Origin of the sequence: Myceligenerans indicum (genome assembly GCF_016742955.1) — a bacterium.
GTDB classification, from domain to species: Bacteria; Actinomycetota; Actinomycetes; order Actinomycetales; family Cellulomonadaceae; genus Myceligenerans; species Myceligenerans indicum.
The window spans coordinates 14,729-38,317 of record NZ_JABBYC010000044.1 but is presented as its reverse complement, the minus strand read 5'-3'; the positions used below and the strand labels follow the sequence as shown (position 1 = coordinate 38,317).

Here is a 23,589-nt window from a genome sequence, read left to right as displayed (position 1 = left end):
AAAACAGACAGGGTCGGGGTGGCGGGGCGGGACAAAGGTCAGGACCAGTCCGACGGGACGTGACCGAGCCGGACCCGCTGCGGATGGTCGCCCACCGGTGTCGACGCGATCTTCTCGCCGGTGCCGAAGTCGATCGAGGTCACCTGGTCCGCACCGGACTCCGAGACCACGCAGGCCCGTCCGTCTCCCGTCACCGTGGCCCAGTAGGGCTTGTCGATCCCCACAAGAGGTCCCTCGTCGAACGTCTCGCGGTCCACGATCACCGCGTAGTCGTCCATCGTCCCGGCGACGCACAGCCGGTCGCCGTCCGGCTGCATGGCCAGCCCGTGGTGCCGTGAGTCGTTGACCATGTCGGTGCGGCTGCCGTCGAACCTCTCGGGGAGCGTGTGCTGCCGGGTGATCCGGTCCGCCGCGACGTCGTACTCGAAGAACCCGTTGTAGAACGAGACCTGGAAGTACAGCGTCGACTCGTCCGGGCTGAACGCGGCGGGCCGGACGGCGTCGGACCATCCCTCGCCCGCGGGCAGGCCGAAGGCGTCCAGCCGGTCTCGCATGTCGATCTCCCGCACGACGTCGAACGTCTCCGCGTCGGCGACGGTGATGACGCGGTCGCCCTTGGTGAAGTCCAGCCAGGGCTCGTCCAGGTCGTTGTTCACCTCGCCGATGGACATGTTCCAGATGCGGCCGTCTGCGGTGAACACGTTCTCGTGCGGCTTGTCACCGGTGGGGAACGACCCGGCCTCCTCGCCGGTGGCGAGGTCGAGCACGTGCACGCGGTTGGCGGTCGAGGCGGACACGGCGACGCGCGTCCCGTCCGGGGACAGGGCCATGTGGTCCGCGCGGTAGCCGTCCACGCGGAACCTCCAGTTGATCTCGCCGGTGCGTACGTCGATGGAGACGACGTCGGCGAAGCTCGGCCGGGAGACGACGACGGCGGACCCGTCCGGGGTCGAGTACATGTCGTCGGCGAACTGGTCGTGTCCCTCGCCGACCGATTCGCGGATCCCGAGGAAGAAGGCCAGCCAGATCGGGTTCCAGCGGATCTCGGTCATCCGCTCGTCCCGGTCGGGGATCAGGTTCAGCTCGCCGACGGGTGACAGCGAGGCGTCGGAGGTCACCACCGAGGCCGTGCCGTCCCAGTTGTTCGCGACGAACAGGACCTCTCGTGGCGGCGGTTCGGCGTGAGCGGGTGTCCCCGCGCCGGTGAGCAGCAGCGTCGCGGCGGCGACGGCGGGCAGGATCCGTGAGCGCGTTGCCATGACGGCATCTCCTCGGCGTTGAGGCGAGTGGTCGGGAACACGCTACTGGAGTTCCGTTCAATAAGAAACGGGCAAACAGGCCCATTCCGCTGTGGCGCGTCGCCGCTAGCTGTGACCCAGGGACTCGTCGCCCGTCGTCAGGCGTTCCTCGACGCGGGCGATCTTGCTGTCGATCTGACCGGGCGCCGCCCCGGGCCGGATGTCGGCCTTGACGACGAGCGAGGTGCGATGGCCGCCGGCCGCGACGGCGTCGGTCGCGGCCTTGATGACGGGCATCACCTCGTCCCACTCGCCCTCGATCTCGGTGAACATCGAGGTGGTGCGGTTCGGCAGGCCGGACTCCCGCACGATGCGGACGGCCTCGGCCACCGCTGCGGAGACCGAGTCGCCGCCGGTCATCGGGGCCACGGAGAACGCGAAGAGAGCCATGCCCCCATCGTGGCACGGCGAGACGCCCCGGCGGTCCGCCAGGCCGTGAGATGGCGGGACACCGCCGCCGCAGGACGCCGGCCGGGGCAGGACGCCGGCCGGGGCAGCCGCGCACGGCGCATAGGCTCGGGGGCGTGGAACGAGTGACTCTCCTGGCCGGCGGGGTCGGCGGCGCCCGCCTCGCGCACGGCCTCGACCTGGCCCTGCGACCGTCCGACGAGCCGATGCCGATCTCCGGGAATCCGGCACCCCGGCACCCCCTGACCGTCGTCGTGAACGTCGGCGACGACACCGAGCTGCACGGCCTGTGGATATCCCCCGACATCGACACCGTCCTGTACACACTCGCCGAGCTCAACGACGAGGAACGAGGCTGGGGCCTGCGCGGGGAGACCTACGCGACGCTCGAACAGCTCGCCCGGCTGGGCGAGGACACGTGGTTCACGCTCGGCGACCTGGACCTCGCGACGCACATCGTCCGGACGGCCCGGCTACGCTCCGGCAGCCCGCTGTCGGCGGTGACGTCCCAGATCGCGGAGTCGCTCGGCGTGCGTCCGCGCATCCTGCCCGTCACGGACGACTCCCTGGCCACGATGGTCGACACCCCCTCGGGACGGCTCGGCTTCCAGGAGTACTTCGTGGGCCACCAGCATTCCGACGAGGTGCTCGGCCTGCACTTCGAGGGCGCGGAGGCGACCCGCCCCGCGCCCGGCGTGGTCGACGCGCTGCGCGAGGCCGAGCTGGTGCTGCTCGCGCCGTCGAACCCGTTCCTGTCGATCGACCCCGTCCTCGCCGTACCGGGGGTGCGCGACGCCCTGACCGGGACCGCGGCGCGCCGCGTCGCCGTCAGCCCGATCGTCGGCGGGGCCGCGATCAAGGGACCCGCCGCGCAGATCCTGGAGTCGCTGGGCCACGAGGTGTCGGCGCTGGGCGTGGCCCGGCTGTACACCGAGCTGGCAGACGTGATGTGCATCGACGAGCGCGATGCCCACCTGTCCGGCCCGATCGCCGATCTCGGGTTCGAGGTCCTGGTCACCGACACGATCATGGGCGGGCCCGACGGTCGCGAACGCCTCGCGCGAGAACTGCTCGGGCTGGGCACGTGAACGGTCCCGGCGCGGCCCGAGCCACCGGTACCGGCGCGCCCGCGACCGGTATCACCGCCGTCGTCCCTCTGCGCGACGGTGTCTCCGGCAAGTCGCGCCTCGCGACCGTCCTGGACGACGACGCGCGCCGTGCCCTCATCACCGCCCTGGCCCAGCACGTGACCGGCACGCTGCTGGCGACGCCGCAGGTGGACCGGGTCGTCGTGGTCACCGCGGATGCTGGTTTCGCCCGCTCGGCGCTCGGTGAGCTGTCCGACGTCGGCGACCTGACGTTCCTGGCCCAGTCACCGGAGCGGCCCGGACTGAACGCCGCACTCGACGCCGCCCGGGAGTACTGCGGCGCGGGGGAACCGGAGCACGGCGGTGCCGACGAGGCGACACGTTCGCTGCTCGTCGCCCATGCGGATCTTCCCGCCCTCACTCCCGCGGACCTCACGGACCTGGTCGCTCGGGCCGCCGACGTCGTGGTCGCGACCGACCGAGCCGGGCGCGGGACGAACCTGCTGCTCCTGCGCGGCGGGGCGGCACCCGGGTTCCGCTTCCGGTTCGGGCCGGACAGCCGGGGCGCCCACGAGGCCGAGGCCGCACGCCTCGGGGTGCGGGCGGTGACGGTCAGGCGCCCCGGCACCGCCGTCGATCTGGACACGGTCGACGACTGGAACGAGCTCCCGGCCGAGGTCCGCGCGGCCGTCGGCCGGTTCGCCCGGTTCCCCTCAGCCTGACCGTTCAGCCGGCCGGGCGCGTCAGGCCCGGCTCGGCAGGCGCTCCGCGATCAGCTCCACCAGCGCCTTGCCCTGGACGTCCGCGAGATGGTCCGCCTGGGTGCGGCACGAGAACCCGTCCGCGAGGTAGACGTCCCCCGGCGCGGCCTCGCGCAGCGCCGGGAGCAACGCGTTCTCGGCGACGGCCACCGACACGTCGTAGTGGCCCTTCTGCATCCCGAAGTTCCCCGCGAGCCCGCAGCATCCCGCCAGCTCCTTGACCGTCGCCCCCGCAGAGGTGAGCACCTCGCGGTCGGCGGCGAAGCCCATCACCGAGTACTGGTGGCAGTGCGGCTGCACGACGGCGGTGACGTCCTCCAGCGACGGCATCGTCCAGTCCGGGCTCGGGGCCGGGAGCGCGATGCCGTCCTCACCGCGCTCGCCGGACAGGAGCTCGGCGACGGTCACGACGGCCCGGGAGACGGCGAGCGCGCGCGGGTCGTCGGGGAACAGGTCCACCAGGTCGGACCGCAGGACGGCGGTGCAGGAGGGCTCCAGCCCCAGGATCGGGATCCCGTTGACCGCGTACGGCCCGAGCACGCGCAGGAGGTTCTCCAGGCGCCGCTTGGCCCCGTCGAGCTGGCCGGTCGAGATCCAGGTGATGCCGCAGCAGGCACCGTCGTCGGGCACCACGGCCTCGTAGCCCATGGCGGTGAGCACGTCGACCGCGGCCTGCGGGACCGACGGCGAGATCGTGTCGCTGAAGGAGTCCGCCCACAGCACCACCGTGGGCTTGTCGGCGAGCCTGGCGGCGGTCTCGGCCTCCCGGCCCGGCGCACCGCCCACCCGCAGGCCGGGCACGCCCGCGGTAGCTCCGCCGCGGCGCCACCACTCGCGGAACGGGACCTCGGCGAACCGCACCATCTTGCGCCGCGGGTCCATCCCGCCCGCCCACAGCACGGCCTTCTGCACCCAGCGGGGCCTCAGAACCTTGTTGACGAGCCGGGCGAACGGCCCCGCGAGCCGGGCCCAGCGCGGCAGCCAGCCGAGCACGTAGTGGTCGATCGGCCGGAGCCGCCCCTGGTAGGTACGGTGCAGCACCTCGGACTTGTACTGCGCCATGTCGACCCCGGCCGGGCAGTCCGACGAGCACGCCTTGCAGCTCAGGCACAGGTCGAGGGACTCACGCACCTCGGGTGCCGCGAGGCCGCCCACCAGGGTGCCGTTGACGGCCTCCTGCAGGACGCGGGCGCGGCCGCGCGTGACGTCCTTCTCGTCGCGTGTGGCCTGGTAGCTCGGGCACATGAAGCCGCCGGACGGGCCGTTGTCGGCCCGGCACTTCCCGACACCGACGCAGCGGTGCACGGCGGAGGTGAGGTCGTGGTGGTCGTGCGCGAACCCGAAGCCGGTGTAGCCCGAACGGGTCGCGGGGCCGCCGAGCAGCAGACCGACCGGTCCGGGCAGGGGCTTGCGCGACGACGTCGGCCGGGCGGCGGGCCGGCGCAGGTCCTGGTCGATGCCGCGCGGGCGCACCACCACGCCGGGGTTCATCCGGTCGTCCGGGTCGAACAGGGCCTTGAACTGCTCCATGAGCCGGATCGCCTCGGGCGAGTAGATCAGGGGCAGCAGCTCGGAGCGGGCACGGCCGTCGCCGTGCTCGCCGGACAGCGAGCCGCCGTGCCTGGCCACGAGCTCGGCGGCGTCGTGCATGAACGTGCGCAGCACCGAGCCGGACGCCTCGAGCGGGATGTCGATGCGCAGGTGGACGCAGCCGTCGCCGAAGTGGCCGTACGGGAGCCCGTCCACGCCGTAGCGGTCCATGAGGGCCTGGAGGTCGCGCAGGTAGTCGCCCAGCTTCTCCGGCGGGACGGCGGAGTCCTCCCAGCCGGGCCAGGCCTGCTCTCCCGCGGGGGTGCGGCCGGCGAGGCCGGCGCCGTCGGCCCGGATCTGCCACATGCGGGCCGCGTCCGCGCCCGCGGGCAGGACCGCGCTGCCGAGGGCCGACGACGCGTCCGCGATCGCCTGCGCCCGCCCGAGCGCTTCGTCCTGCGTCTCGCCTCCGACCTCGATCATCAGCCAGCCCGCGCCGTCGGGCAGCTCGGGTACGGACTGCGCGCCCTTGGCGCGGCGGACGACGTCGACCAGCCGGGCGTCCAGCCCCTCGACGGCGAGCGGGTCGAAGCGGAGCAGCGCCGGGACGTCGTCGGCGGCCGTCGCCATGTCGGGGTAGCCGAGCACGACGAGTGTCGGCGCGCTCGGCAGGGGCACCAGATCGAGCGTGGCCTCGCACACGGTGACCAGGGTGCCTTCCGTGCCGACCAGGGCCCGGGCGAGGTCGGAGCCGTTCTCCGGGAGAAGGTGCTCCAGCGAGTATCCGCTGACCTGGCGGCCGAACCGGCCGAACTCCGTGCGGATGAGCGCGAGGTTGTCCCGCACCAGCTCCTTGAGGCCGGGGACGGCCGTGAAGTCCGGGTCGCCGGAGCCCGCCACGAAGCGGCGGCCCTGCCCGTCGATCACGTCCAGCGAGACCACGTTGTCGGCCGTGCGCCCGTAGGCCACGGCGTGCGGGCCGCAGGCGTTGTTCCCGATCATGCCGCCGAGAGTGGCGCGGTTCTGCGTGCTCGGGTCCGGTCCGAAGCGCAGGCCGTGCGGCTTCGCGGCGGCCTGCAGCTCGGACATCACCGTGCCCGGCTGCACCCGCGCGGTGCGGGCGTCCGGATCGATTTCGATCACCTCGCCGAGGTGACGCGAGAAGTCGATCACCACACCTGTGCCGACCGAGTTCCCGGCCACGGAGGTGCCGGCGCCTCGTGCGGTCACCGGCACGTCGAGCTCACGGAGCACCGCGAGCGCCGCGGTGACATCCTCGATCGAGGTGGGGAAGAGCACCATCTCGGGCACCACGCGGTAGTTCGAGGCGTCCGTGGAGTATTCCGCGCGCCGTCGCGTGGAGTGGTCGACGTCGCCCGCGACGACGGTGCGCAGAGCGTGCGCGACCGCTTCGCGGGCGGAGGCCGCCGCGTCCTGGGCCTCGGCCTGGGCGGCCAGCCGGGCCTCCTCCTCGGTGATCCGGGCGGCGGTCGTGGCGTCGGTGTCGGCAGGGACCTGGGCGCGACGAGTCTGCGGGGGCACGACGGTGATTGTCCCACTCCGGGCCGCCAGGTGCTGCGACGTCCGTGCGGCGATGTTCGTGCAGCGACGTTCGTGCAGCGACGTCCGTGCGGCGACGTCCGTGCGGCAATGTTCGTGCGGCGCTTCTCCGGCAGTCCGCGGTCTCGCCGCGGTGGGCCTCGCACTCGTCCCCGGCAGGTCGTGCAGGATGTCCCCCATGGAGTTTCAGGAGGTCGTCCGCCGGCGTCGCATGCATCGCCGGTTCACCGCCGAGCCCGTCGCGGCCGAGGCGGTGGACCGGATGCTGCACAACGCGGTCCGGGCGCCAAGTGCGGGGTTCAGCCAGGGGTGGGCGTTCGTCGTGCTCGACGAGGAGGAGGACCGGGACCGGTTCTGGTCGGCGGCGGCGCCGTCGGGGGGTGGGGCCGGGGCAGGCGGTACGGGCGAACGGTCCGCCCGCGACATGTCCTCCTGGCTGGCCGGGATGCGGACGGCGCCCGTCGTGGTCCTGGTGCTCACGTCCAAGGCCGCCTATCTGGAGCGGTACGCCGAGAGGGACAAGGGCTGGACGGATCTCGACGAGTCCCGCTGGCCCGTGCCGTACTGGCACGTCGACGCGGGGATGGCGTCCCTCCTGATCCTGCAGACCGCTGTGGACGAAGGACTTGGCGCCTGCTTCTTCGGCGTCCCGCCGGATCGGGTGCCCGCCGTGCGAGGCGAGCTCACCGTCCCCGAGGAGTTCGAGATCACGGGCGTGGTGGCGGTCGGACACCCGATGTCGGGTGGCGCGGCGGGCTCACCGTCCCGCCGCGCCCGCAAGCCGCTGGACCAGGTGGTCCACCGGGGCCGCTTCACGCGGCGGTAGCGGTGTCCGTCCCGGTCCCGGACCCGGCGGCTCGGGAGGGCGCCGTCAGCCCTCGAACGTGACGTCCAGGGTGATCTCGTCCACCCCGGTGAGGGCCTTCGAGACGGGGCAGCCGGCCTTGGCGGCCTCGGCCGCCGCCGTGAACGCCGCCTCGTCGACGCCGCTCGCGTAGCCGCGTACCGTCAGCGCCACGGTCGAGATCCGGATCCCCCCGGCGGGGTCGGGGACCACGGTGACGTCGGCGCCGATCTCCACCTGCTCCGGCGTGCCGCCGACCTTGCCGAGCTCGCCCGAGAACGCCATGGCGTAGCAGGAGGAGTGCGCGGCGGCGATCAGTTCTTCGGGGCTCGTGACGCCTTCGGCCTTCTCCGCGGTGCGGCGCGGGAAGGACACGTCGAACGTGCCGGTGCCCGACGACGTGAGTTCCACCTGCCCCTTGCCCTCCATGAGGGTGCCGTTCCAGGCGGTGCGAGCGGTACGGGTAGCCATGAGGTCTCCTTCGGGTCGGTGATCGCGCAGATCGAACCTATCGCCGTCGTCACCGCCCCGCGAAGTCCAGGAAGTCGTCCGCCACGGCGACCACCGACCAGGCGCCGCCGTCGCCCGTCAGCTCGTACGCGGGAATCAGCGCCACGGCGCCGTCGTCCAGCACGTGCTGCGCCACTCCGAGCCGGGCGTCGGTGATCGTGACGTCACGCACGGGCCAGGACAGGGGTGCGCCCGGTTCGAGGGTCGCGGGCGGCCCTTCGGGTGCCGGGGCGTCCGTCGTCGAGGTGCCGGCGTCCCCGGACGCCGCGGCGAGCGGCCGGATGTTCCCGAGCGAGGCACTGAAGCGCAGGTCACCGAGCCGCTCGACGGCCTCCCGTTCGGAGACCACCGGGTAGGTGCCCAGTTCCTCGACGGGTGCCAGGAACCCGTTGAGCGAGACGAAGCGTGTCTTGGTCCCGGTGCCCGAGAGGGTCGCCGACCACGACAGCCCGGTCCGGCGTCCGTCGATCCGGTGGTAGGCGGCGACGGTGGTGCCCATACCACTGGGGCTCGCCTCGAAGTCGAACGCCTGCACGTCGACGTCGAGCGCCTCCATGAGCCGTCGCAGCTCGGCGATCGCCTCCGTCGCCGGTACGGATCCGGTGTCGGTACCCAGGCAGGGCGGCGCGCCGCCCTCCTTGGCGTCAGGCGCCGTGCCCGCGGAGCTCTGCCCCTCGAGGCCGTCGTCCGCGCCGTCCTGGGGCAGGGCCGGCTCGATGTCGGTGCAGCGCCACGTGTCGGGCTGCGCGTCGGTGTACCAGAGCGAGGTGCGGCCGTCTGCGGCGAGGCGCACGCTCGCGCCCGTCCCGTCGTTCGCGCCGACCACCCACGCGCCGCCCTCCTGCCGCGCGTCGGCACGCACGCCCAGGGCGCGAGCCGCCGCCTCGGCCGTCTCCTTGGTGTAGGACGACTGCGCGTCGAGGGCGTAGGCGGCGAGCTCGCCGCCGTCGTCGGACAGGCTCGCGCCCGGGTGGAACACCGTGCGCGACGGGCCGGGGTAGAGGTACGTCCCTACCATCGGCTCGCGTCCCACCTCGTCCTGCGCGTCCGGCGCGACCTCCTGAAGGCTCTCGCTCTCCGCCCCCATGGCGGGCGCCTGAGCGCCCTCGGGGGCGTCCGCACGGTCGAGGGTGATCGGGGGTGCGGCCTCGGACATGGTCGCCGCCCCGCTCCCGTCCGACGCGTCGGAGGCCGCGGAGAGCAGCCCGTTCGACCCGGCCGCGTAGCCACCCCCGCCCACGGCCACGATTCCGGCCACGGCGGCCGCCAGCAGCCATGGCTGCCGGCGCCGCGACCGTCGCCGGGCGAGTTCGTCGGCGCCCGGTCCGCCTGCCGGCGTACCGTCGTCGGGCGTACCCGCTGCCGGGGCTTCCGCCCCGATCAGCGCATCGACCTTGGCCCGCAGCACTCCGGCGGCCGGCTCGGGCACCTGGTGCGCGGGGTCGGCGGCACGGAGGCGGTCGAAGGCATCGTGATTCATCGCTGTCCCTCCGCTACCCGTTCGTGGTCCAGGGGTTCGGTCTCCGCGGGCAGGCTCCTGGCCGTCCTGCCCGTCACCCAGGTTTGTGTCGTCATGCGTCATGGGCTTGCTCGCTTGTGAGCCACGCCTCACGGAGGCGGGAACGGGCACGGGACAGCGCGGCGTCGGCACCACCGCGCGAGACACCCAGGACCTCGGCCAGCGCGTCGCCGTCGAGCCCGTCCCAGGCGACAAGCAGCAGGATGCGCCGGTCGCGCGGGCTGAGCGACGCCAGCACGGTCCGTACGGCGTCGTCGTCGACGGCCAGGGTCTCCGGGTCGACGTCGTCCGGTTCGTCCGGGACGATCGCGACCGGCAGGGCCCGGATCTTGCGCCGGTGGTTCGCCAGGACGAACCCGCAGGTGCGGTAGAGCCACGCCAGTTCGGCGCCGTCGGGCACGTCGTCGCGGCGGCGCCACGCCGTGGCGAGAACCTCGGCGGCGAGGTCCTCCGCGTCGCTGGTGCGCGCGCCGCCGGTGGCGGGCAGCCGCCGGACGAAGTAGCGGAACAGCGCCCGGTGGTGCGCGTCGAAGAGCGCGGCGAACCAGGCGTCGTCATGCGGTGGCCCTCCGCCCCCGGGCGTCGGCGACCTGTCGGTGTCCTCCATACTCCCCACTATGTCGGCTTGGCCCGATCCCTTGCACGCGCCGTGCGGAACCCCGAGACCGGACGGTGGTGCGGGCCGGGTTTCCCTCCGGCGGCAACGAGCCGGCCGGCCGTTCCGTGGTGGAACAGCCGGCCGGCTCGCTCGTGGGCCGGGCCGAGGCCCGGCAGGTCAGCAGGGTCCCAGGTCCTCCCAGGGGCCCCACTCGCCGACACCCGGCGTGTCGCCCTGCGTCCACCACTTGGCGCGCCAGGCGTCGCCACCGTAGGCGACCTCGTCACCGCCCGTGTACGCCACGGTGCTGTCCCAGGCCGCCGGGCAGTCGCCCGTGCCGGGCCCGCCGGTCGGCTCCGGGTCGGGCCCGCCGGAGCAGGTCCCCAGGTCCGCCCAGACGTCGGCGCTGCCCGGGGTCTCGCCCTGCGTCCACCACTTGGCCTCCCACTCGTGGCCCTCGTACGAGGCGGTGTCCCCGCCCGTGTACACGGCCGACGCGTCCCAGGCCGCGGACGTGCAGTCCGACGGCGGGTCGGACGGCTCCGGGCTCGTCGGGTCGTCCGTCGGCTCCGGGCTCGTGGGGTCGTCGGTCGGCTCCGGGCCCGGGTCACCGTTGCCGAACTCGGCGGCCACGGCGCCGGTCAGGTCTCCCGACTCGTCGCCCGACAGCTCCCACCACATGGCACCGCTGAGGCCCTGCGCCTTGATCCACTGCGCCTTCTGGGTGACCGACTGCGGCGTGTCCAGGCTCCACCACTGGGTGCCGTCGTACCGCCAGGCCGCACCGACCTGCTCGTCGAAGTACTCGGTGCCGAGGTTCTTGAGGATGTCGTAGTCCTCGTTGCCCGCCTCGTAGGTGCCCGGCGCGGCGCCGGTGGCGCTGCCCCACGGCTCGGACTGGGTCACACCGGTCCAGCCGCGACCGTACATCGCCATGCCGAGGGTGAGCTGGGCCGGGTCCACCCCGTTGCCCGTGTACTCCGCCAGGGAGTCGGCGATGCTGAACTGCCGGGCCGGCTCACGCGGGTCCGCCGGGTCGTGGTACAGGTTCCCCTGGTGCCCGGTGAGACTGGGGTTCCAGGCGCCGTGCAGGTCGTAGCCCTGCAGGTTGCCGAAGTCGAGCGAGGTGAAGATGGCCGGGTCGTTCCATCCCCCGGAGGCGATGTCCGCCGGGTTCGCCGGGAGAAACGCCGACAGCTCGTAGTGCTTGCCCGTCTGCGCGCCGTAGGCGTCGAGCTGGCTGCGGAACTCGGCGAGGAGCGCCCTGAAGTTCGCGGCGTCGTTCTCCGGGTCGACGTAGTTGCCCTCGTTGCCGTTCGGCGAGCCGGGCCACTCCCAGTCGATGTCGAACCCGTCGAACACCCCCGCCGCCGCGCCGTCGCCGCCTCGGCCGTCGATCACGGGCAGGTTGCCCTTGATGTACTGGTCGATGCAGGAGGAGACGAAGTTCGTGCGGGACTGCGGCGTCGCGGCGGCCCGCGAGAAGTTCTTCGACCAGGTCCAGCCGCCGATCGAGATCAGCACCTTGAGGTCCGGGTTCTGCGCCTTCAGCTGCTTGAGCTGGTTGAACGAACCCGCCAGGGGCTGGTCCCAGGTGTCGGCGACGCCCGACACCGAGTCCGCGGCGGTGTAGGACTTCCCGTAGTCGGCGTAGGCGTCCCCGGCGCCGTCGGACCCGTTCGGGCCCTCGCCCTGAGCCTTGTTCGCCTCGAAGCACTCGAGGGTCTCGTGGTGGATGTTGCCGAACGCGTAGTTGATGTGGGTCAGGTCGTCGGCGACACCCGCGTCGACGATGTCCTTGACCTGGTAGTCACGCCCGTACACGCCCCACTGCGTGAAGTAGGCGACGTTGCGGTAGCCGTTGACCGCCGCGGTGGTGGTCGTCAGCTCCTCCGCGTTCGCGGTGGTCGCCAGCGCGGTGAACGCCCCGGCCCCCGCCACGGCGAGCGCCGTGAGGCTCGCGGCGACGGTGCGCCGCTTCCTGCGTCTCGCGTCCGGCGACGGCCGGCTGTGCTGCAGCTCCATCAGGGGTCTCCTTCGTCCTCGTTCCCGGCCCTGGGCCGGCTGGTCCTGTGATTCCGGCCGGGTTCTCCGGCCCGGCCGGGTGACTCGCTCCGTCGTCGGCTCCTGACGTCCGCCGCAGGACCACTCACGGGTCGACGACGGTCACGCCTCGCGGGTGGTCGTAGGTGGTCGCGTAGTCGGTGCCGTCGATCGTGACGACCACGTTGGAGAACTGGGCCACGGGCAACGCCCACTTGAGGTTGTTGGTGAGCGACCCGCCGGCGGGGATGCCGCCCGCCGGGACGGTGAACGTGGCCGTGTGGAAGTCCGCGCCGAGCCCGCCGACGTTGGGCCCGGAGCGCCCGGGGGTCGTCGTGGTGCCGAGCCCCGACCAGTCGCTCATGGCCCCGGTGTCGGAGGTGGCGTACTGGAAGGTCACGGTGGCCCCGGCGGGGATGTCCGTGCCCCCCTGGTTGTGGAACAGCACCTTCGGCGCGATCGGGTAGTTGTTGTCGCCGAGGGCGAACGCGGTGTACTCCAGGTCGAGGTCGAGCGCCTGGGACGGCGCCGGACCGTTCGCCTTGGTGCTGCCGTAGGCGGAGACGCCCGACAGCTTGGAGTGGAGCAGGTCGGTGAGCGTGGAGCCCATCCCGTACTGCCCCGTGTCCTGGTCGTAGCCGTAGTCTCCGGCGAGTTCCCAGATCATCACGCCGCCGAGCCCGGTGTCGGTCACGTAGTCGGCCTTCTCGCCGATGGCCCACTCCGCGTCGCCGGACAGGAACGTGCTGGTCTCGGCGTTCCACCACCACTCGTTCTTGGTGACGGCGTCGGTGTGGTGCGTGTAGCTGCCCTCGATGGTGCCCGGTACGCCGTACGCGTCGGTGTAGTCCCCCACCACGCCGTCGGCGAGGTTCTTCACGTGCCAGATCGGGTTGACGCCCGCGGGCACCGGGCCGCCGGTGGGGTCGGTGTCGTACCAGAGGTTGTCGATGCCGTCGGCGCCGTACCCGCAGGCGTTGTTGGTGCCGGGTGGGCAGGTGTAGCCCGGCGGCGGCACCGCGGTCCCGCCCATGCCGTAGGTCCCGCCGGTCACGCCCTGGAAGCCGCGCGTGTAGTAGGGCACGCCGAGGTTGATGCGGCCGGCCTGCATGGCTCCGCGGAAGTAGTGCGCCGCCCAGTCGCCGTTGAGGTAGCCGATGCCGTCGTACGCCGTGTAGACGCCGCCGGCCGCGAGCTCCGGGTCGTTGCCGTCGTCGAACAGCGCGGCGTTGCCGCCCACGTACTTGTTCCAGGCTCCGTGCAGGTCGTACGTCATCAGGTTGACGTAGTCGGCGTACTCGGTGATCTGGTAGGCCTCCATGCCGCGCAGCAGCCAGCCGGAGGAGGGCGTGGCCGTGGTGAGCAGGTAGTACTCGCCGTCCTCGGCGCCCGCGGCGTCCAGGTGCTCGCGGAGCGTCCTCATCAGGGCGACGTAGCCGTCCATCAGCTCGCCGCGACGGGCGTTGGAGAATCCGAGGTCGAGCGGGTTGCCGGCGTCGTTGTTCGACGTCGGGTACTCGTAGTCGATGTCGATGCCGTCGAACCCGTACTCGCGGACCAGGTCCACCACCGACTCGGCGAACGTGTCGATGCGGTCCTGGGACTCGGTCATCGTGTAGAAGCCTCCGGACGCGACGCGGTCGCCGTCGCCGTCGAAGTAGCCGCCGGTCTCGGCCCAGCCGCCCACGGCCGGGAGGATCTTCACCCCGGGGTGCTGCTCCTTGTACCGGTGCAGCAGGTTGAAGTGCCCCGTGTACGGCAGGGCGGGGTCCATCTCGGCGCCCGCGACGCCGGGCCAGGTCAGGTCCGTGGCGGGGTTGCCGGGGACGTCGGCGTTGACCGACACCCGATAGTCCTCGCCGACGTGCGCGAACGCGTAGTTGATGTGGCTCACGGAGTTCCACGGGATGTCGCTCGCCAGGTAGGCGGGCTGGTCGCCGGCGCCCGTGCGCCAGCTCGTGAAGTAGCCGATGACGCGGCGGTCGAGGCCGCCCGGCAGGATCTCGCGGCCGTCCGTGTCGTAGACGTCGCAGTACGGGGTGTCGACACCGGCCGTGGGTGCCATGCCGTCCGGCCGGCAGACCTCGTCGGGGTTCGTGCCCGATGGCGGGGTGGTGGGCCCACCCGTCGGGTCGGGGGTCGGGTCCGTGGTCGGTTCGGCGGTGGGGGTCGGCGTCGGCTCGGGGACGCCGCACTCCCCCTGGTCCTCCCACGGCCCCCACTGCGCGGCGCCGGGCGTCTCGTTCCGGGTCCACCACTTGGCCCGCCAGTCATGGCCGTCGTACGAGGCGACGTCGTCGGCGACGTACACGGACGACGACGACCACGGGGTGGCGCACTCCAGGGCCTCGGCCCGGGGTGCGGCGGCTGTCGCGGCGACTCCGCCGCCCGCCACGGCCAGCGCGGCGGCGAACGCGATCCCGCGCCAGGTGCGACGCCGTGGTCGCGTGTGTTCGGTCTTCATTGCCCCTACCTCTCCTCGTCCCCCTAAAAGTAAGGAAAGGTTCCTTTTTAGGAATCCGTGATCCCCACAATGCCGGGCGGTGAAACCGCCCGGCCATACGGGAAACCCCGTACGGCCAGGCACCGAAGGACATGTCCCGACACCGCGGCCGACACCCCCGGGCGGTGTCGCCGGGCAACATCGCCGGGCGGTGTCGCCGGGCAACATTGCCGGGCAGCACGACGCCGGAGAGCGCGTCGCCGGAGAGCGCGTCGCCGGAGAGCGCGACATGGATCAGGCCGATCGGTGTCTCGCCCGGGCCGGACGGGCAGGAAGGCCCTCAGGCCGTGCGGTGGGCCAGGACCGCCAGCTCCGTCCGGGAACGCACGCCCAGCTTCCGGAAGACCCGGCCCAGGTGCACCTCCACGGTGCGCACCGAGACGTAGAGCCGCTCCGCGACCTGACGGTTCGTCCGCCCCTGCGCCACGAGCCGCGCCACGTCGAGCTCACGCTCGGTGAGCAGTTCGCCCCAGTGCGCGAACCGGTCCAGGACCGCCTCCGCCACTCGCGCACCGCGCTCCTGCCGCTCGACGTCGAGACGTGTCACGTTCTCGGCGACCTCCTCGGCCGGCAGGCCCGACCCGGTGGCCTGCCGCGCCGGACCGGACCTGACGCGCCCGTCGCCCTGTGCGCCCGCACCTGCCGGGACCCGCGAGTCCGGGAGGAACGCCAGGGCACCGGACTCCGCGAACAGCGCCCGTGCGGCCAGCAGGTGTGCGGCCGCCTCGGCGTCCCGCGCGTGCCGTTCGAGCGCCCGCGAGATCACCACCTCCGTCAGGCCACGCTCGAACGTCGACCCGACGGCCTGCGACACCTCGACCGCTCGTTCCGCCGCACGCTGCAGCGTGCTCGGCTCCGCGAGAGCGACCTCGGCCCGTGCCAGGTCGAGGGTCATGCGCAGGCCCGCGGCACGCGGGGCCGGACCGAGGACGGCACCGCGCAGCTGGGCCAGATGGCGCCGCGCGGCACGCTGCTGCCCCGCGCGGACGAACAGCTCTGCCGGGTCCGGCGTCGGGAGCCACCACGCGCGCAACTCCGCACCACCCCGCTCGGCCGCGAGGCCCAGGAAGGTGGCGGCCTGCACGTCACGCCCGGCGTGCGCGGCCTCGACCGCCTTGTCGCCGAGCTGGGCCGCGCGCACGACGCCGGCCGGCATCCCCGCCGAGGATTCCTCGAGCGCCCGCGTCGTCGGGCTCACCGCACCGGTCCGGACCAGGTCGAGCCGCCGCGCCAGGGCGACGCCGAGCCCGCCGAACGCCAGAGCCACGGGTAGCCGGCGCGCGGCGTCATCGAGCACGGCCGCGGCGCGGTCGAGCTCGCCGGAACGCATGGCAACCAGCGCCTGCACCACCCGGAGGTGGGCCTCGACCAGTGGGGTGACACAGCCCGGGCCCTCGAACCAGCACCCCGACCGCGGCGCGGGGGCGACGTCGGGCAGCACCTCGGTGAGGATCGCCGCGGCCTTCGGCGCGCTCGCGTGCACGACGGCGAGCGCACGGACCGCGGCACGGAGCGCCGACCGGTCGTGCGTGGACTCGACGACGTCCGCCAGCCCCGGGTCCGGATCCCCGTCGCGCAACGCCAGGGCCGCGGTGAGCGCCGGGCCGGCGTCGCCCGCCTGGCGGGCGAACGAGACGGCATCGTGCACATGTCCGCCCAACAGGGCCGCCCGGCTCGCGATCGCGCCCGCACGGCGGTGGGTGTCTCCCACGCCCTGGCTCACCGCCTCGCGCGCCACCTCCTGCGCACGAGCGGTGTCACCGCAGGCCAGGTGCCATTCGGCGAGCTCGACCAGCCCGTCGGCGAGCAGGGCGTCCCCCTCCATGGTGCCGAGCGCGGTGTGCCAGAGGGCGACCTCGGCGCGTCCGGAGGCCCGCAGCACCCTCGCCAGCTCGAGGTGGGCGGACGTGCGGGCGGCGAGATCGGCGTCGTCGTGCACGATCTGCCGGGCCCGTTGGTCGCGGAAGGAGAACCGGCCACCCACCAGATGCAGGTGGTCACCGGCAGGCCCCGAGACGAGGTCGTCGATGCCGGCGCCGGCGGCGGCGAGCAGCACCTCGGCACGATCGATCACGGCCACGGCGGCGACGAGCAGGATGCGTCGCGCGTCCTCGTCCAGGCCGCCCAGCCCGGGCTGGGCAGCCCGGGCCGCCGGAACCGCGGGCAGCGGGTCCGGGAGCAGTGCGGCACCGGTCAGTTGTTCGGCGGTGAGAACCTTCTCGAGCTCGGCTTGAGCCTCCCGGTCGCCTTCGACCTTGTCGGACAGGGCGACCGAGACGTGTGGCGCGACGTTGCGGCACCGCGTCCCGGTCGTGGAATCTTCCGTACGTGCGGATGTGGCGGAAGCCATCGAAACGCCTCCCGATTTTGTTCACGACGGGAACAAGTATGCACCTCAGGCATTTCACCCGGGTGAACCCGGCTCCGACGTGCGGATCAGGCCTCCAGCAGGATCGTCACCGGTCCGTCGTTCACGAGGTCCACCGCCATGTCCGCACCGAACTGCCCGGTCGCGACCTCCAGCCCGCGGGAACGGAGGTCCTCGACGACGGCGTCCACCAGTGGCTCGGCGACCGGCCCGGGGGCTGCGGCGCTCCACGTGGGGCGCCTGCCCTTGCGCGCGTCCCCGTACAAGGTGAACTGGCTGACCACGAGGACCGGCGCGCCGACGTCGGCGGCGGACCTCTCGTCGCGCAGGACGCGCAGTTCGGCGATCTTCCGCGCGATGGTGGCGACCTGGTCGGGACCGTCGTCGTGCGTCGCCCCGACCAGTGCCAGCAGTCCCGGGCGGTCGATCTTCCCGACGGTCTCGCCGCCGACGGTCACGCTCGCGCGCGTCACGCGCTGGATCACGGCTCTCATGCGGGCGATCCTAGGAGGCCGGGACGGCCACGGCCCCACCCGAGCCCATCTGCTCCGCGGATCCTCCGCGGATCACCGGGCCTCGGAGAAGGCGACCTCCACGCGCCCCACCGGGTGCCCACCACCCAGGATCGGGGTCTCGCCCACGGCGTCCAGGGCCGTCAGGTCGACGCCCGGGACCGCGGCGACGCCTGCCGCCCGGAGTGCGGCGACGAGAATCGCGGGCCGCGGCCGGGAACCGCCGTCGAGCACCTTGAACGCGACGGCCGAGCCGTCGGGCAGGCCCGCGCCGTAGACGCCGTCGGCGCCGTCCTTCGCGACCAGCCCTGGGACCGCCCGCATCGCGAGCGTCGCCTCGCGCCCCTCGCCACCGACCATCTCGGGGTGCGCGTTCATCGCCCGCGCCACGCGCCCCTCTGGTCCGTCGGGCGCGCCGGCGATCCGCCCGAACGCCCGCGCCAGACCCGACAGGGTGGTGCTGAACAGGGGCGCGCCACAGCCGTCGACGGTGGCGTCGCCCGGCGTGACCCCGGTCAGCTGTGCGATCCGCTCGCGGATCGCGACCTGGAGCGGATGGTCGACGTCGAGGTATCCCTCGCGCGGCCAGCCCGCCGCCACGCAGGTCGCGAGCATGCCGGCGTGCTTGCCGGAGCAGTTCTGCGCGATCGGCGCCGGGCCGGGACCATCACCCTCCTCGATGTGGTCCGCCACCTGCCAGGCGAAGGCCGACGGCGCGTGCAGCGGCATGTCGGGTGTGTTGCCCAGGTCGTGCGGGGTGAGCCCGGCACGGTGCAGGATCTCCCGTACGCCCGCCCGATGGAAGGGTTCGCCGTTGTGACTGGCCGCGACCAGGGCGAGCAGGGAGTCCGGCAGGTCGAGACCGTGGTCCAGCATCGCGAGCGCCTGAAGCGGCTTCACGGACGACCGCGGCCAGATCGTCGCGTCCGCGTCCCCGACCGCGAGCCGCACGGCCCCGTCCGGGCCGAGCACGACCAGATGGCCGAGATGCACGGACTCCACGAGCCCGCCCCGCACGACCTGCGCGAGGGGGGCCGCCGCGTCGGCGACGGTGTGGCCGTCCGCACGGGCGGCGGGCGAGGACGAGGCGCCTGAGGGCACGGCCGGCGCCTGGGTGTGCGTCACCATCCGCCGCTGCCCCCGCCGGGACGCTGCGGGCCGTTGCCGGTGCCGTACCGCAGCAGCCGCGGGCGCACGTCCACCCAGTACACGGCGGCCGGGATGACGGCGACGAGGTTGAGGAAGACCCCGATCATGCCCAGGGCGCCGAGCAGGGCGACCACCCCGGCGAACCCGAGGATGAGCGTCCACTTCGTCTTGTCGAGCTTGCCCTCGGCCCGGTAGCCCTGATCGGGCCGCCGCGCGGCGTCGACGAGCGCGATCACGAGCGCGATCAGGACGGCCCAGCCGATGATCAGCGTCACGAGTCCTTGGAGGGAGAAGATCACGTCCCTGAGCCTACGGCAGGACGGCGGCGGAACCGAGTGCCTGCCGGCGCACCGGCGCCACGGGTGCCGGGGCGTCAGGAGTCCCCGGGCGTCGGGGGTCCCCGGGCGCCAGGAGTGCCCGGGCGCCGGTCAGTACATGAGCGCCTGCGCGTCCGGGCGGAGGATCTCCTCGACGAACGCCGGCGCACCGGCCACGCGGATCCCCGGCACCACGTCGCCGGGCCCGATCTCACGCCGCGCCGCGCACTGCGTGCAGAGGGTGACGGTGCCCGCCGCGAGGACGACCTCCAGCAGGTCCGGCAGCGGGGCGGCATGCTCCAGCTCCAGCTCGGCCGCCCGTCCGGGCAGGGCGAGCCACGAGGCCTCGCCCGCGAGCCAGAGGCTCACCTCGGCCCCGGCGGCCACGGCGGCGGCCGCGACCGTGAAGGCCTGGTTGGCGGTCTCGGGCCGGTCCAGGCCGGAGGTGGTCTTGATCACGAGCGGCCGGTGCGTGTCGGTCATGACGGCTAGGATCGCACCATGCATGACTACCAGGCCCTCGAAGGCGTGTTCATCGGCCTCCTCCTGGCCGCCGCAGTGACCATCACCTGGTTCGCCGGGTACACGGTCTACAAGCTCTTCTCCGGCCAGCGCTGATGCCCTTCGCGTTCCCCGAGGGCCTCGCGCCCGAGGTGTACCCGCTGGCCTGGCTGGTGGGCACATGGAGCGGTAGTGGTGTCATCGATCACCCCGCGGTCGGCCGCAGGGCGTTCACGCAGGAACTCACGTTCGACCACGACGGCGGCCCGTACCTGCGCTTCGAGTCGACCTTGCGCGTCGGGTCCGCAGAGCCCGTGACGGACCCCGCCGCTGACGGTGAGGCCGCCGCCGGCCCGGCGGAAAGCGTGTGGTCCACCGAGACCGGCTACTGGCGCGTCTCGACCGACCGTCCCGACGGGCTCGGCGAGGACCGGCACCCGCTCGAAGTGATCGTCGCCGACGCGGCCGGCCGGATGACGCTCTTCCTCGGCGCCGCGGGCAACGGGCGGATCGACCTGGCGAGCGACGCGATCGCCCGCACGTCGACGTCGTCGGACGTGCGCGCCTCGAAGCGCATGTACGGGCTGGTGGACGGCCGCCTGCTGTGGGTCGAGGAGCTGGCCGCGTTCGGGGAACCGTTGCGCTCCTACGCCTCGGGCGAGCTGGACCGCCGGTAGGGCCTGCCGCGGCCGCTCCGGAGGGCCCTTCGGCACCATCCGTCGACGACCGCACGACGAACACGACGACGGCGGGAATGAGCGCCCCCGCCAGGGCGCTGTGGAAGAGGTGAACGACGTGACCTACACGAGCCCCCTGCTTCAGCGAGCCGGCGCCGTCGCGGCGACCGGCCCCGACGAGGGAGTGGCCTGGCACTACGGCGATCCCGTGGCGGAGCAGCGCGCCCTGGAGCGCGGCGGCGGCGTCGTCGACCAGTCCCATCTGGGCGTCGTGCGCGTGGCCGGACCGGACCGGCACGGCTGGCTGCACTCGATCACCTCGCAGGACCTCGAGCATCTCCGGCCCCGGGAGTCCACCGAGCTGTTCGTCCTGTCTCCTCAGGGGCACGTCGAGCACGCGGCCGGCGTCGTCGACGACGGTGAGGCGACCTGGCTGATCACCGAGCGGGCCTCCGCGCCGGATCTCGCGGCATGGCTCGAGCGCATGAAGTTCATGATGCGCGTCGAGATCGAGGACCTCACGGGCCGCTACGTCGCGATCGGCGAGGCCGTCGCTGCCGAGGGCGCCGAGGACGAGCCCGTCACCTGGCACGACACCTGGCCGCACGTGGTCGGAGGCGGCACGCGCTACGGCCCGCCCGAGGACCGGCACCCCGGGGCGGACCGCCAGTGGCGGCTCGTGCTGATTCCGGCCGCCTCCCTCGCCGACGAGGTCGCGGCCCGCGAGGCCGCCGGCTGGCGGCTCGCCGGGACCTGGGCCACCGAGGCGCTGCGCATCGCGGCATGGCGGCCACGCCTCGGCCGCGAGGTGGACGAGCGGACCATCCCGCACGAGCTCGACTGGCTGCGGACCGCCGTGCACCTGTCCAAGGGCTGCTACCGGGGGCAGGAGACGATCGCCCGCGTGCACAACCTCGGGCGGCCCCCGCGTCGCCTGGCGTTCCTGCACCTCGACGGGTCGGGGCACGTGATCCCGGAACCCGGTGCGGAGGTGCGCCTGCGGCCGGAGGGCGAGAACGCGCCGGGCAAGGTCGTCGGGAGGCTGACGTCGGTCGCGCGGCACCACGAGCTCGGCCCCGTCGGGCTGGCCGTCCTGAAGCGCGGTGCGCCCGCGGACGCGGAGCTGCTGGTGACCTCCGAGGCCGGCGAATCGTCGGTCGAGGTGGCGGCCGCGCAGGAGGTGGTGGTTCCGGGCGAGGGGGTGTCGGCCGACCGCCCCGAGGCGCGCGGACAGCTCACCCCGGGACTGCGCGGCGGCGACGGACTCCTGTGACGCCAGGAAGGGCGCGGTCTTGAGCGCACTGCCCGGGCCCGCCGACGCCATGGTCCGGCGCGCGTTGCGGGTCCTGGTGCTGCGTGCGCGCGCACAGCAGGGGTGGACGCGCGTGCGGTCCGGCGTCCTGCCGATCGGGCAGGCCGCAGTGGCGGCCGGGCTCGCGTACCTGATCGCGACGCGTCTGCTGGGTCACCAGGACCCCTTCTTCGCGCCCGTGGCAGCTTGGCTCTGCCTCGGGTTCTCCGCACAGCGCGACGTGCGCCGGGTCGCGGAGATGGCGGTGGGGGTCGCCGTCGGCGTCGGCATGGGCGACCTGATCGTGCATCTCATCGGGTCCGGCTGGTGGCAGCTCACGGTGGTGCTGTTCATCTCGGCCGTGCTGGCACGCTTCATCGACAACGGGCCGTTGCTCGTGATGCAGGCAGGAGCGCAGGCGATCATCGTGGTGGGCCTGCCGGCGGTGGCCGGCGGGCCTCTCGGGCGCTGGACGGACGCGCTGGTCGGAGGCGCCGTCGCCCTGCTGATCGCGGTTCTCGTGCCGGGCGATACCCGGCGCCGGCCACGCGCCCTCGGCGAGCGTGCGCTGACCGAGCTCGCCGAGACCCTCGAAGGGCTCGCGCGCGGGATGCGCCAGCACGAGGCTCCCGAGGCGCGCGCCGCCCTCGTCCGCGGGCGTGCGTCGGAGCCGGTGCTCGAGGAGTGGCTGACCGCCGCGCGCAGCGCTCACGATCTCGCGCGCGTGAGCGTGGGGCGCCGGCACCGGGAGGAACTGGGCCGGCTGGAGGAACAGGCCGTGCTCACCGACCGCGCGATGCGCTCCGTGCGCGTTCTGGCGCGCCGTGCCGCCGCCGTGGTGGCGGCCGAGGAGCCGCACGAGCTGAACCCGGTGGCGGACCGGATCGAGCGGTTCGCCGCGGGTGCGCGGCTGCTCGCGTCCGACGTCGGACGCGGCGGGGCGGGCCTGCGTGCGCGAGGGGTGCTGGAGGAGACCGCGGCCATCGCGGATCCCCACGCCGTGGGCTCCGGGGACTGGCAGGTGCAGTCACTGGTCATGCTGCTGCGCTCGCCGCTGGTGGACGTGCTGGAGGCGACCGGCCTGGGACCGGAGAAGGCGCGCGCCGCGCTCCCCGAGCTGTAACCGAGGCGGAGCACCGTCACAGGATGACCAGGCGCCCCACGACGAAGACGAACATGCCGGTCACGGTCACGGGAACCGTCGCCGCCGACAGGCCGGCAAGCCGCCCGCTCAGGGCGGGCAGGCGTTCGAGCAGCAGATGGAGGCCTCCCACCACGACTCCCGCCACGGCACCGGTCCAGGCACCGCTGACCGTGTCCATGGAGGGGAGCACGGTCGCGACGCCCCCGCCCGTCACCACCGCCGCGATGACCGCCAGCGCGAGCGCGCGCCACCCCTTGAGGGGCAGGGCCGCCGACGCGGCGGCGATGGCCAGCGCGAACGCGGCGGTCGCCACGAGCATCGCACCGGCGTCGGTACGTGCCGCGGCGACCCAGCCCGAGGCGCACACGGCGACGACGATCCCCGACACGGTCCCCGTCACGGACTCGGTCAGGCGGCGGCGTCCGTCGCGCCGCATCATCTCGGCGAGGAAGGCCAGCACGAACGCGATCGCGATGATCGTCGGCAGGTGCCGCAGCACCGGCTCGCTCGGCGTGTACCAGGTCGTGGCGACGGCGCCGAGACCGCCGAGCAGGACCACGAGCCGGGAGCCTCCCGGGGCGGGGAGCCGCAGCATCCGGGGCCAGCCGAGGGAGACCAGGACCACCAGCAGGCCGGCGACCCCCACGAGGGCGAGCGGGCGGGGTTCGACGTAGGCGCCGGCTGCCACGGCCGCGGCGAGCACGGCGGTCGTCACGGCACGGGATGACACAGACACGCCCCAGAGTGTTCCAGATGGCCGAGTCGCACCGCATGGACACCCCGGACCGAACCTCACCCCATTTCACCCCGCGTGGCCCCGCGCGCTCCGGCCGTGTGGCGTGCAACGCTTGCTTCACAACCTGGTCACGTGTCATGACCTCGCAGATCGTGTCCAGGAAAAGGACGTGTAACATGCACGCAACAAGTAACAAGGCAGACTTCCGCAGAGCCTGACCGGCGAGAGGAGG

The 23,589-nt window shown here is 73.3% G+C and carries 20 protein-coding genes; 6 read left to right on the top strand and 14 right to left on the bottom strand.

What is annotated here, in order from left to right:
• Window positions 1-38: 38 nt before the first annotated feature.
• Window positions 39-1,259: a YncE family protein gene (locus HGK34_RS17860; RefSeq protein WP_201849889.1), complete on the bottom strand. Its 1,221-nt coding sequence runs from the start codon at window positions 1,257-1,259 to the stop codon at window positions 39-41.
• A gap of 105 nt (window positions 1,260-1,364) precedes the next feature.
• Window positions 1,365-1,688 (bottom strand): thiamine-binding protein, encoded by a 324-nt coding sequence (locus tag HGK34_RS17855; RefSeq protein WP_201849887.1) that lies wholly within the window; start codon window positions 1,686-1,688, stop codon window positions 1,365-1,367.
• A gap of 134 nt (window positions 1,689-1,822) precedes the next feature.
• Here HGK34_RS17855 and cofD point away from each other — a divergent pair, with 134 nt between their 5' ends.
• Both cofD and cofC read left to right on the top strand, forming a co-directional pair.
• Window positions 1,823-2,794: a 2-phospho-L-lactate transferase gene (cofD, locus tag HGK34_RS17850; RefSeq protein ID WP_307816067.1), complete on the top strand. Its 972-nt coding sequence runs from the start codon at window positions 1,823-1,825 to the stop codon at window positions 2,792-2,794.
• Window positions 2,791-3,516, top strand: a complete 726-nt coding sequence (gene cofC / locus HGK34_RS17845; RefSeq protein WP_307816066.1) for a 2-phospho-L-lactate guanylyltransferase — start codon at window positions 2,791-2,793, stop codon at window positions 3,514-3,516. The genes cofD and cofC overlap by 4 nt, the downstream gene beginning before the upstream one ends.
• A gap of 21 nt (window positions 3,517-3,537) precedes the next feature.
• Here the strand turns inward: cofC and HGK34_RS17840 are convergent, their stop codons facing one another.
• Window positions 3,538-6,543, bottom strand: coding sequence for an FAD-binding and (Fe-S)-binding domain-containing protein (locus HGK34_RS17840; RefSeq protein WP_372433155.1), 3,006 nt, complete (start codon window positions 6,541-6,543; stop codon window positions 3,538-3,540).
• Window positions 6,544-6,823: 280 nt separating this feature from the next.
• Between HGK34_RS17840 and HGK34_RS17835 the strand changes: the two genes are divergently transcribed.
• Window positions 6,824-7,471 (top strand): nitroreductase family protein, encoded by a 648-nt coding sequence (locus tag HGK34_RS17835; protein ID WP_201849881.1) that lies wholly within the window; start codon window positions 6,824-6,826, stop codon window positions 7,469-7,471.
• Window positions 7,472-7,516: 45 nt separating this feature from the next.
• Here the strand turns inward: HGK34_RS17835 and HGK34_RS17830 are convergent, their stop codons facing one another.
• From HGK34_RS17830 to HGK34_RS17785, 10 genes are all read right to left on the bottom strand, one after another.
• The gene (locus tag HGK34_RS17830) at window positions 7,517-7,960 is read right to left on the bottom strand and encodes an OsmC family peroxiredoxin (RefSeq protein WP_201849879.1); all 444 of its coding nucleotides are present in this window, start codon (window positions 7,958-7,960) and stop codon (window positions 7,517-7,519) included.
• Between the two features lie 49 nt (window positions 7,961-8,009).
• Window positions 8,010-9,479, bottom strand: a complete 1,470-nt coding sequence (locus HGK34_RS17825; RefSeq protein ID WP_201849877.1) for a hypothetical protein — start codon at window positions 9,477-9,479, stop codon at window positions 8,010-8,012.
• A 91-nt stretch (window positions 9,480-9,570) separates the two neighbouring features.
• Window positions 9,571-10,125 carry an RNA polymerase sigma factor gene (locus HGK34_RS17820; protein WP_201849875.1) on the bottom strand — a complete coding sequence of 185 codons (555 nt, stop codon included), beginning with the start codon at window positions 10,123-10,125 and terminating at the stop codon, window positions 9,571-9,573.
• Between the two features lie 168 nt (window positions 10,126-10,293).
• Window positions 10,294-12,141, bottom strand: coding sequence for a glycosyl hydrolase family 18 protein (locus tag HGK34_RS17815; RefSeq protein ID WP_244666899.1), 1,848 nt, complete (start codon window positions 12,139-12,141; stop codon window positions 10,294-10,296).
• A gap of 124 nt (window positions 12,142-12,265) precedes the next feature.
• Window positions 12,266-14,623 carry a glycosyl hydrolase family 18 protein gene (locus HGK34_RS17810; RefSeq protein ID WP_201849873.1) on the bottom strand — a complete coding sequence of 786 codons (2,358 nt, stop codon included), beginning with the start codon at window positions 14,621-14,623 and terminating at the stop codon, window positions 12,266-12,268.
• A gap of 319 nt (window positions 14,624-14,942) precedes the next feature.
• Window positions 14,943-17,012, bottom strand: a complete 2,070-nt coding sequence (locus HGK34_RS23305; protein ID WP_201849871.1) for a LuxR C-terminal-related transcriptional regulator — start codon at window positions 17,010-17,012, stop codon at window positions 14,943-14,945.
• A gap of 86 nt (window positions 17,013-17,098) precedes the next feature.
• The gene (gene dtd / locus HGK34_RS17800) at window positions 17,099-17,524 is read right to left on the bottom strand and encodes a D-aminoacyl-tRNA deacylase (RefSeq protein WP_201849869.1); all 426 of its coding nucleotides are present in this window, start codon (window positions 17,522-17,524) and stop codon (window positions 17,099-17,101) included.
• 72 nt (window positions 17,525-17,596) lie between these two features.
• The gene (locus HGK34_RS17795; RefSeq protein WP_307816064.1) at window positions 17,597-18,643 is read right to left on the bottom strand and encodes an asparaginase; all 1,047 of its coding nucleotides are present in this window, start codon (window positions 18,641-18,643) and stop codon (window positions 17,597-17,599) included.
• 20 nt (window positions 18,644-18,663) lie between these two features.
• Window positions 18,664-18,990 carry a DUF2516 family protein gene (locus HGK34_RS17790; protein WP_201849866.1) on the bottom strand — a complete coding sequence of 109 codons (327 nt, stop codon included), beginning with the start codon at window positions 18,988-18,990 and terminating at the stop codon, window positions 18,664-18,666.
• Window positions 18,991-19,119: 129 nt separating this feature from the next.
• Entirely contained in the window at window positions 19,120-19,491 is a 372-nt protein-coding gene (locus HGK34_RS17785) for a DsrE family protein (protein WP_201849864.1), read from the bottom strand.
• Window positions 19,492-19,625: 134 nt separating this feature from the next.
• On the opposite strand from HGK34_RS17785, the gene HGK34_RS17780 reads away from it, so the two are divergent.
• The 3 genes from HGK34_RS17780 (at window position 19,626) to HGK34_RS17770 (ending at window position 22,600) form a co-directional block, all read left to right on the top strand.
• Window positions 19,626-20,186, top strand: a complete 561-nt coding sequence (locus HGK34_RS17780; RefSeq protein WP_201849862.1) for a heme-binding beta-barrel domain-containing protein — start codon at window positions 19,626-19,628, stop codon at window positions 20,184-20,186.
• Window positions 20,187-20,304: 118 nt separating this feature from the next.
• On the top strand, window positions 20,305-21,459 hold the full coding sequence (ygfZ, locus tag HGK34_RS17775) for a CAF17-like 4Fe-4S cluster assembly/insertion protein YgfZ (RefSeq protein WP_201849860.1): 1,155 nt from the start codon (window positions 20,305-20,307) through the stop codon (window positions 21,457-21,459).
• Window positions 21,460-21,478: 19 nt separating this feature from the next.
• Window positions 21,479-22,600, top strand: a complete 1,122-nt coding sequence (locus HGK34_RS17770; protein WP_244666898.1) for an FUSC family protein — start codon at window positions 21,479-21,481, stop codon at window positions 22,598-22,600.
• A gap of 16 nt (window positions 22,601-22,616) precedes the next feature.
• Here HGK34_RS17770 and HGK34_RS17765 read toward each other — a convergent pair whose 3' ends face one another.
• The gene (locus tag HGK34_RS17765; RefSeq protein ID WP_201849858.1) at window positions 22,617-23,357 is read right to left on the bottom strand and encodes a hypothetical protein; all 741 of its coding nucleotides are present in this window, start codon (window positions 23,355-23,357) and stop codon (window positions 22,617-22,619) included.
• Window positions 23,358-23,589: the final 232 nt, after the last annotated feature.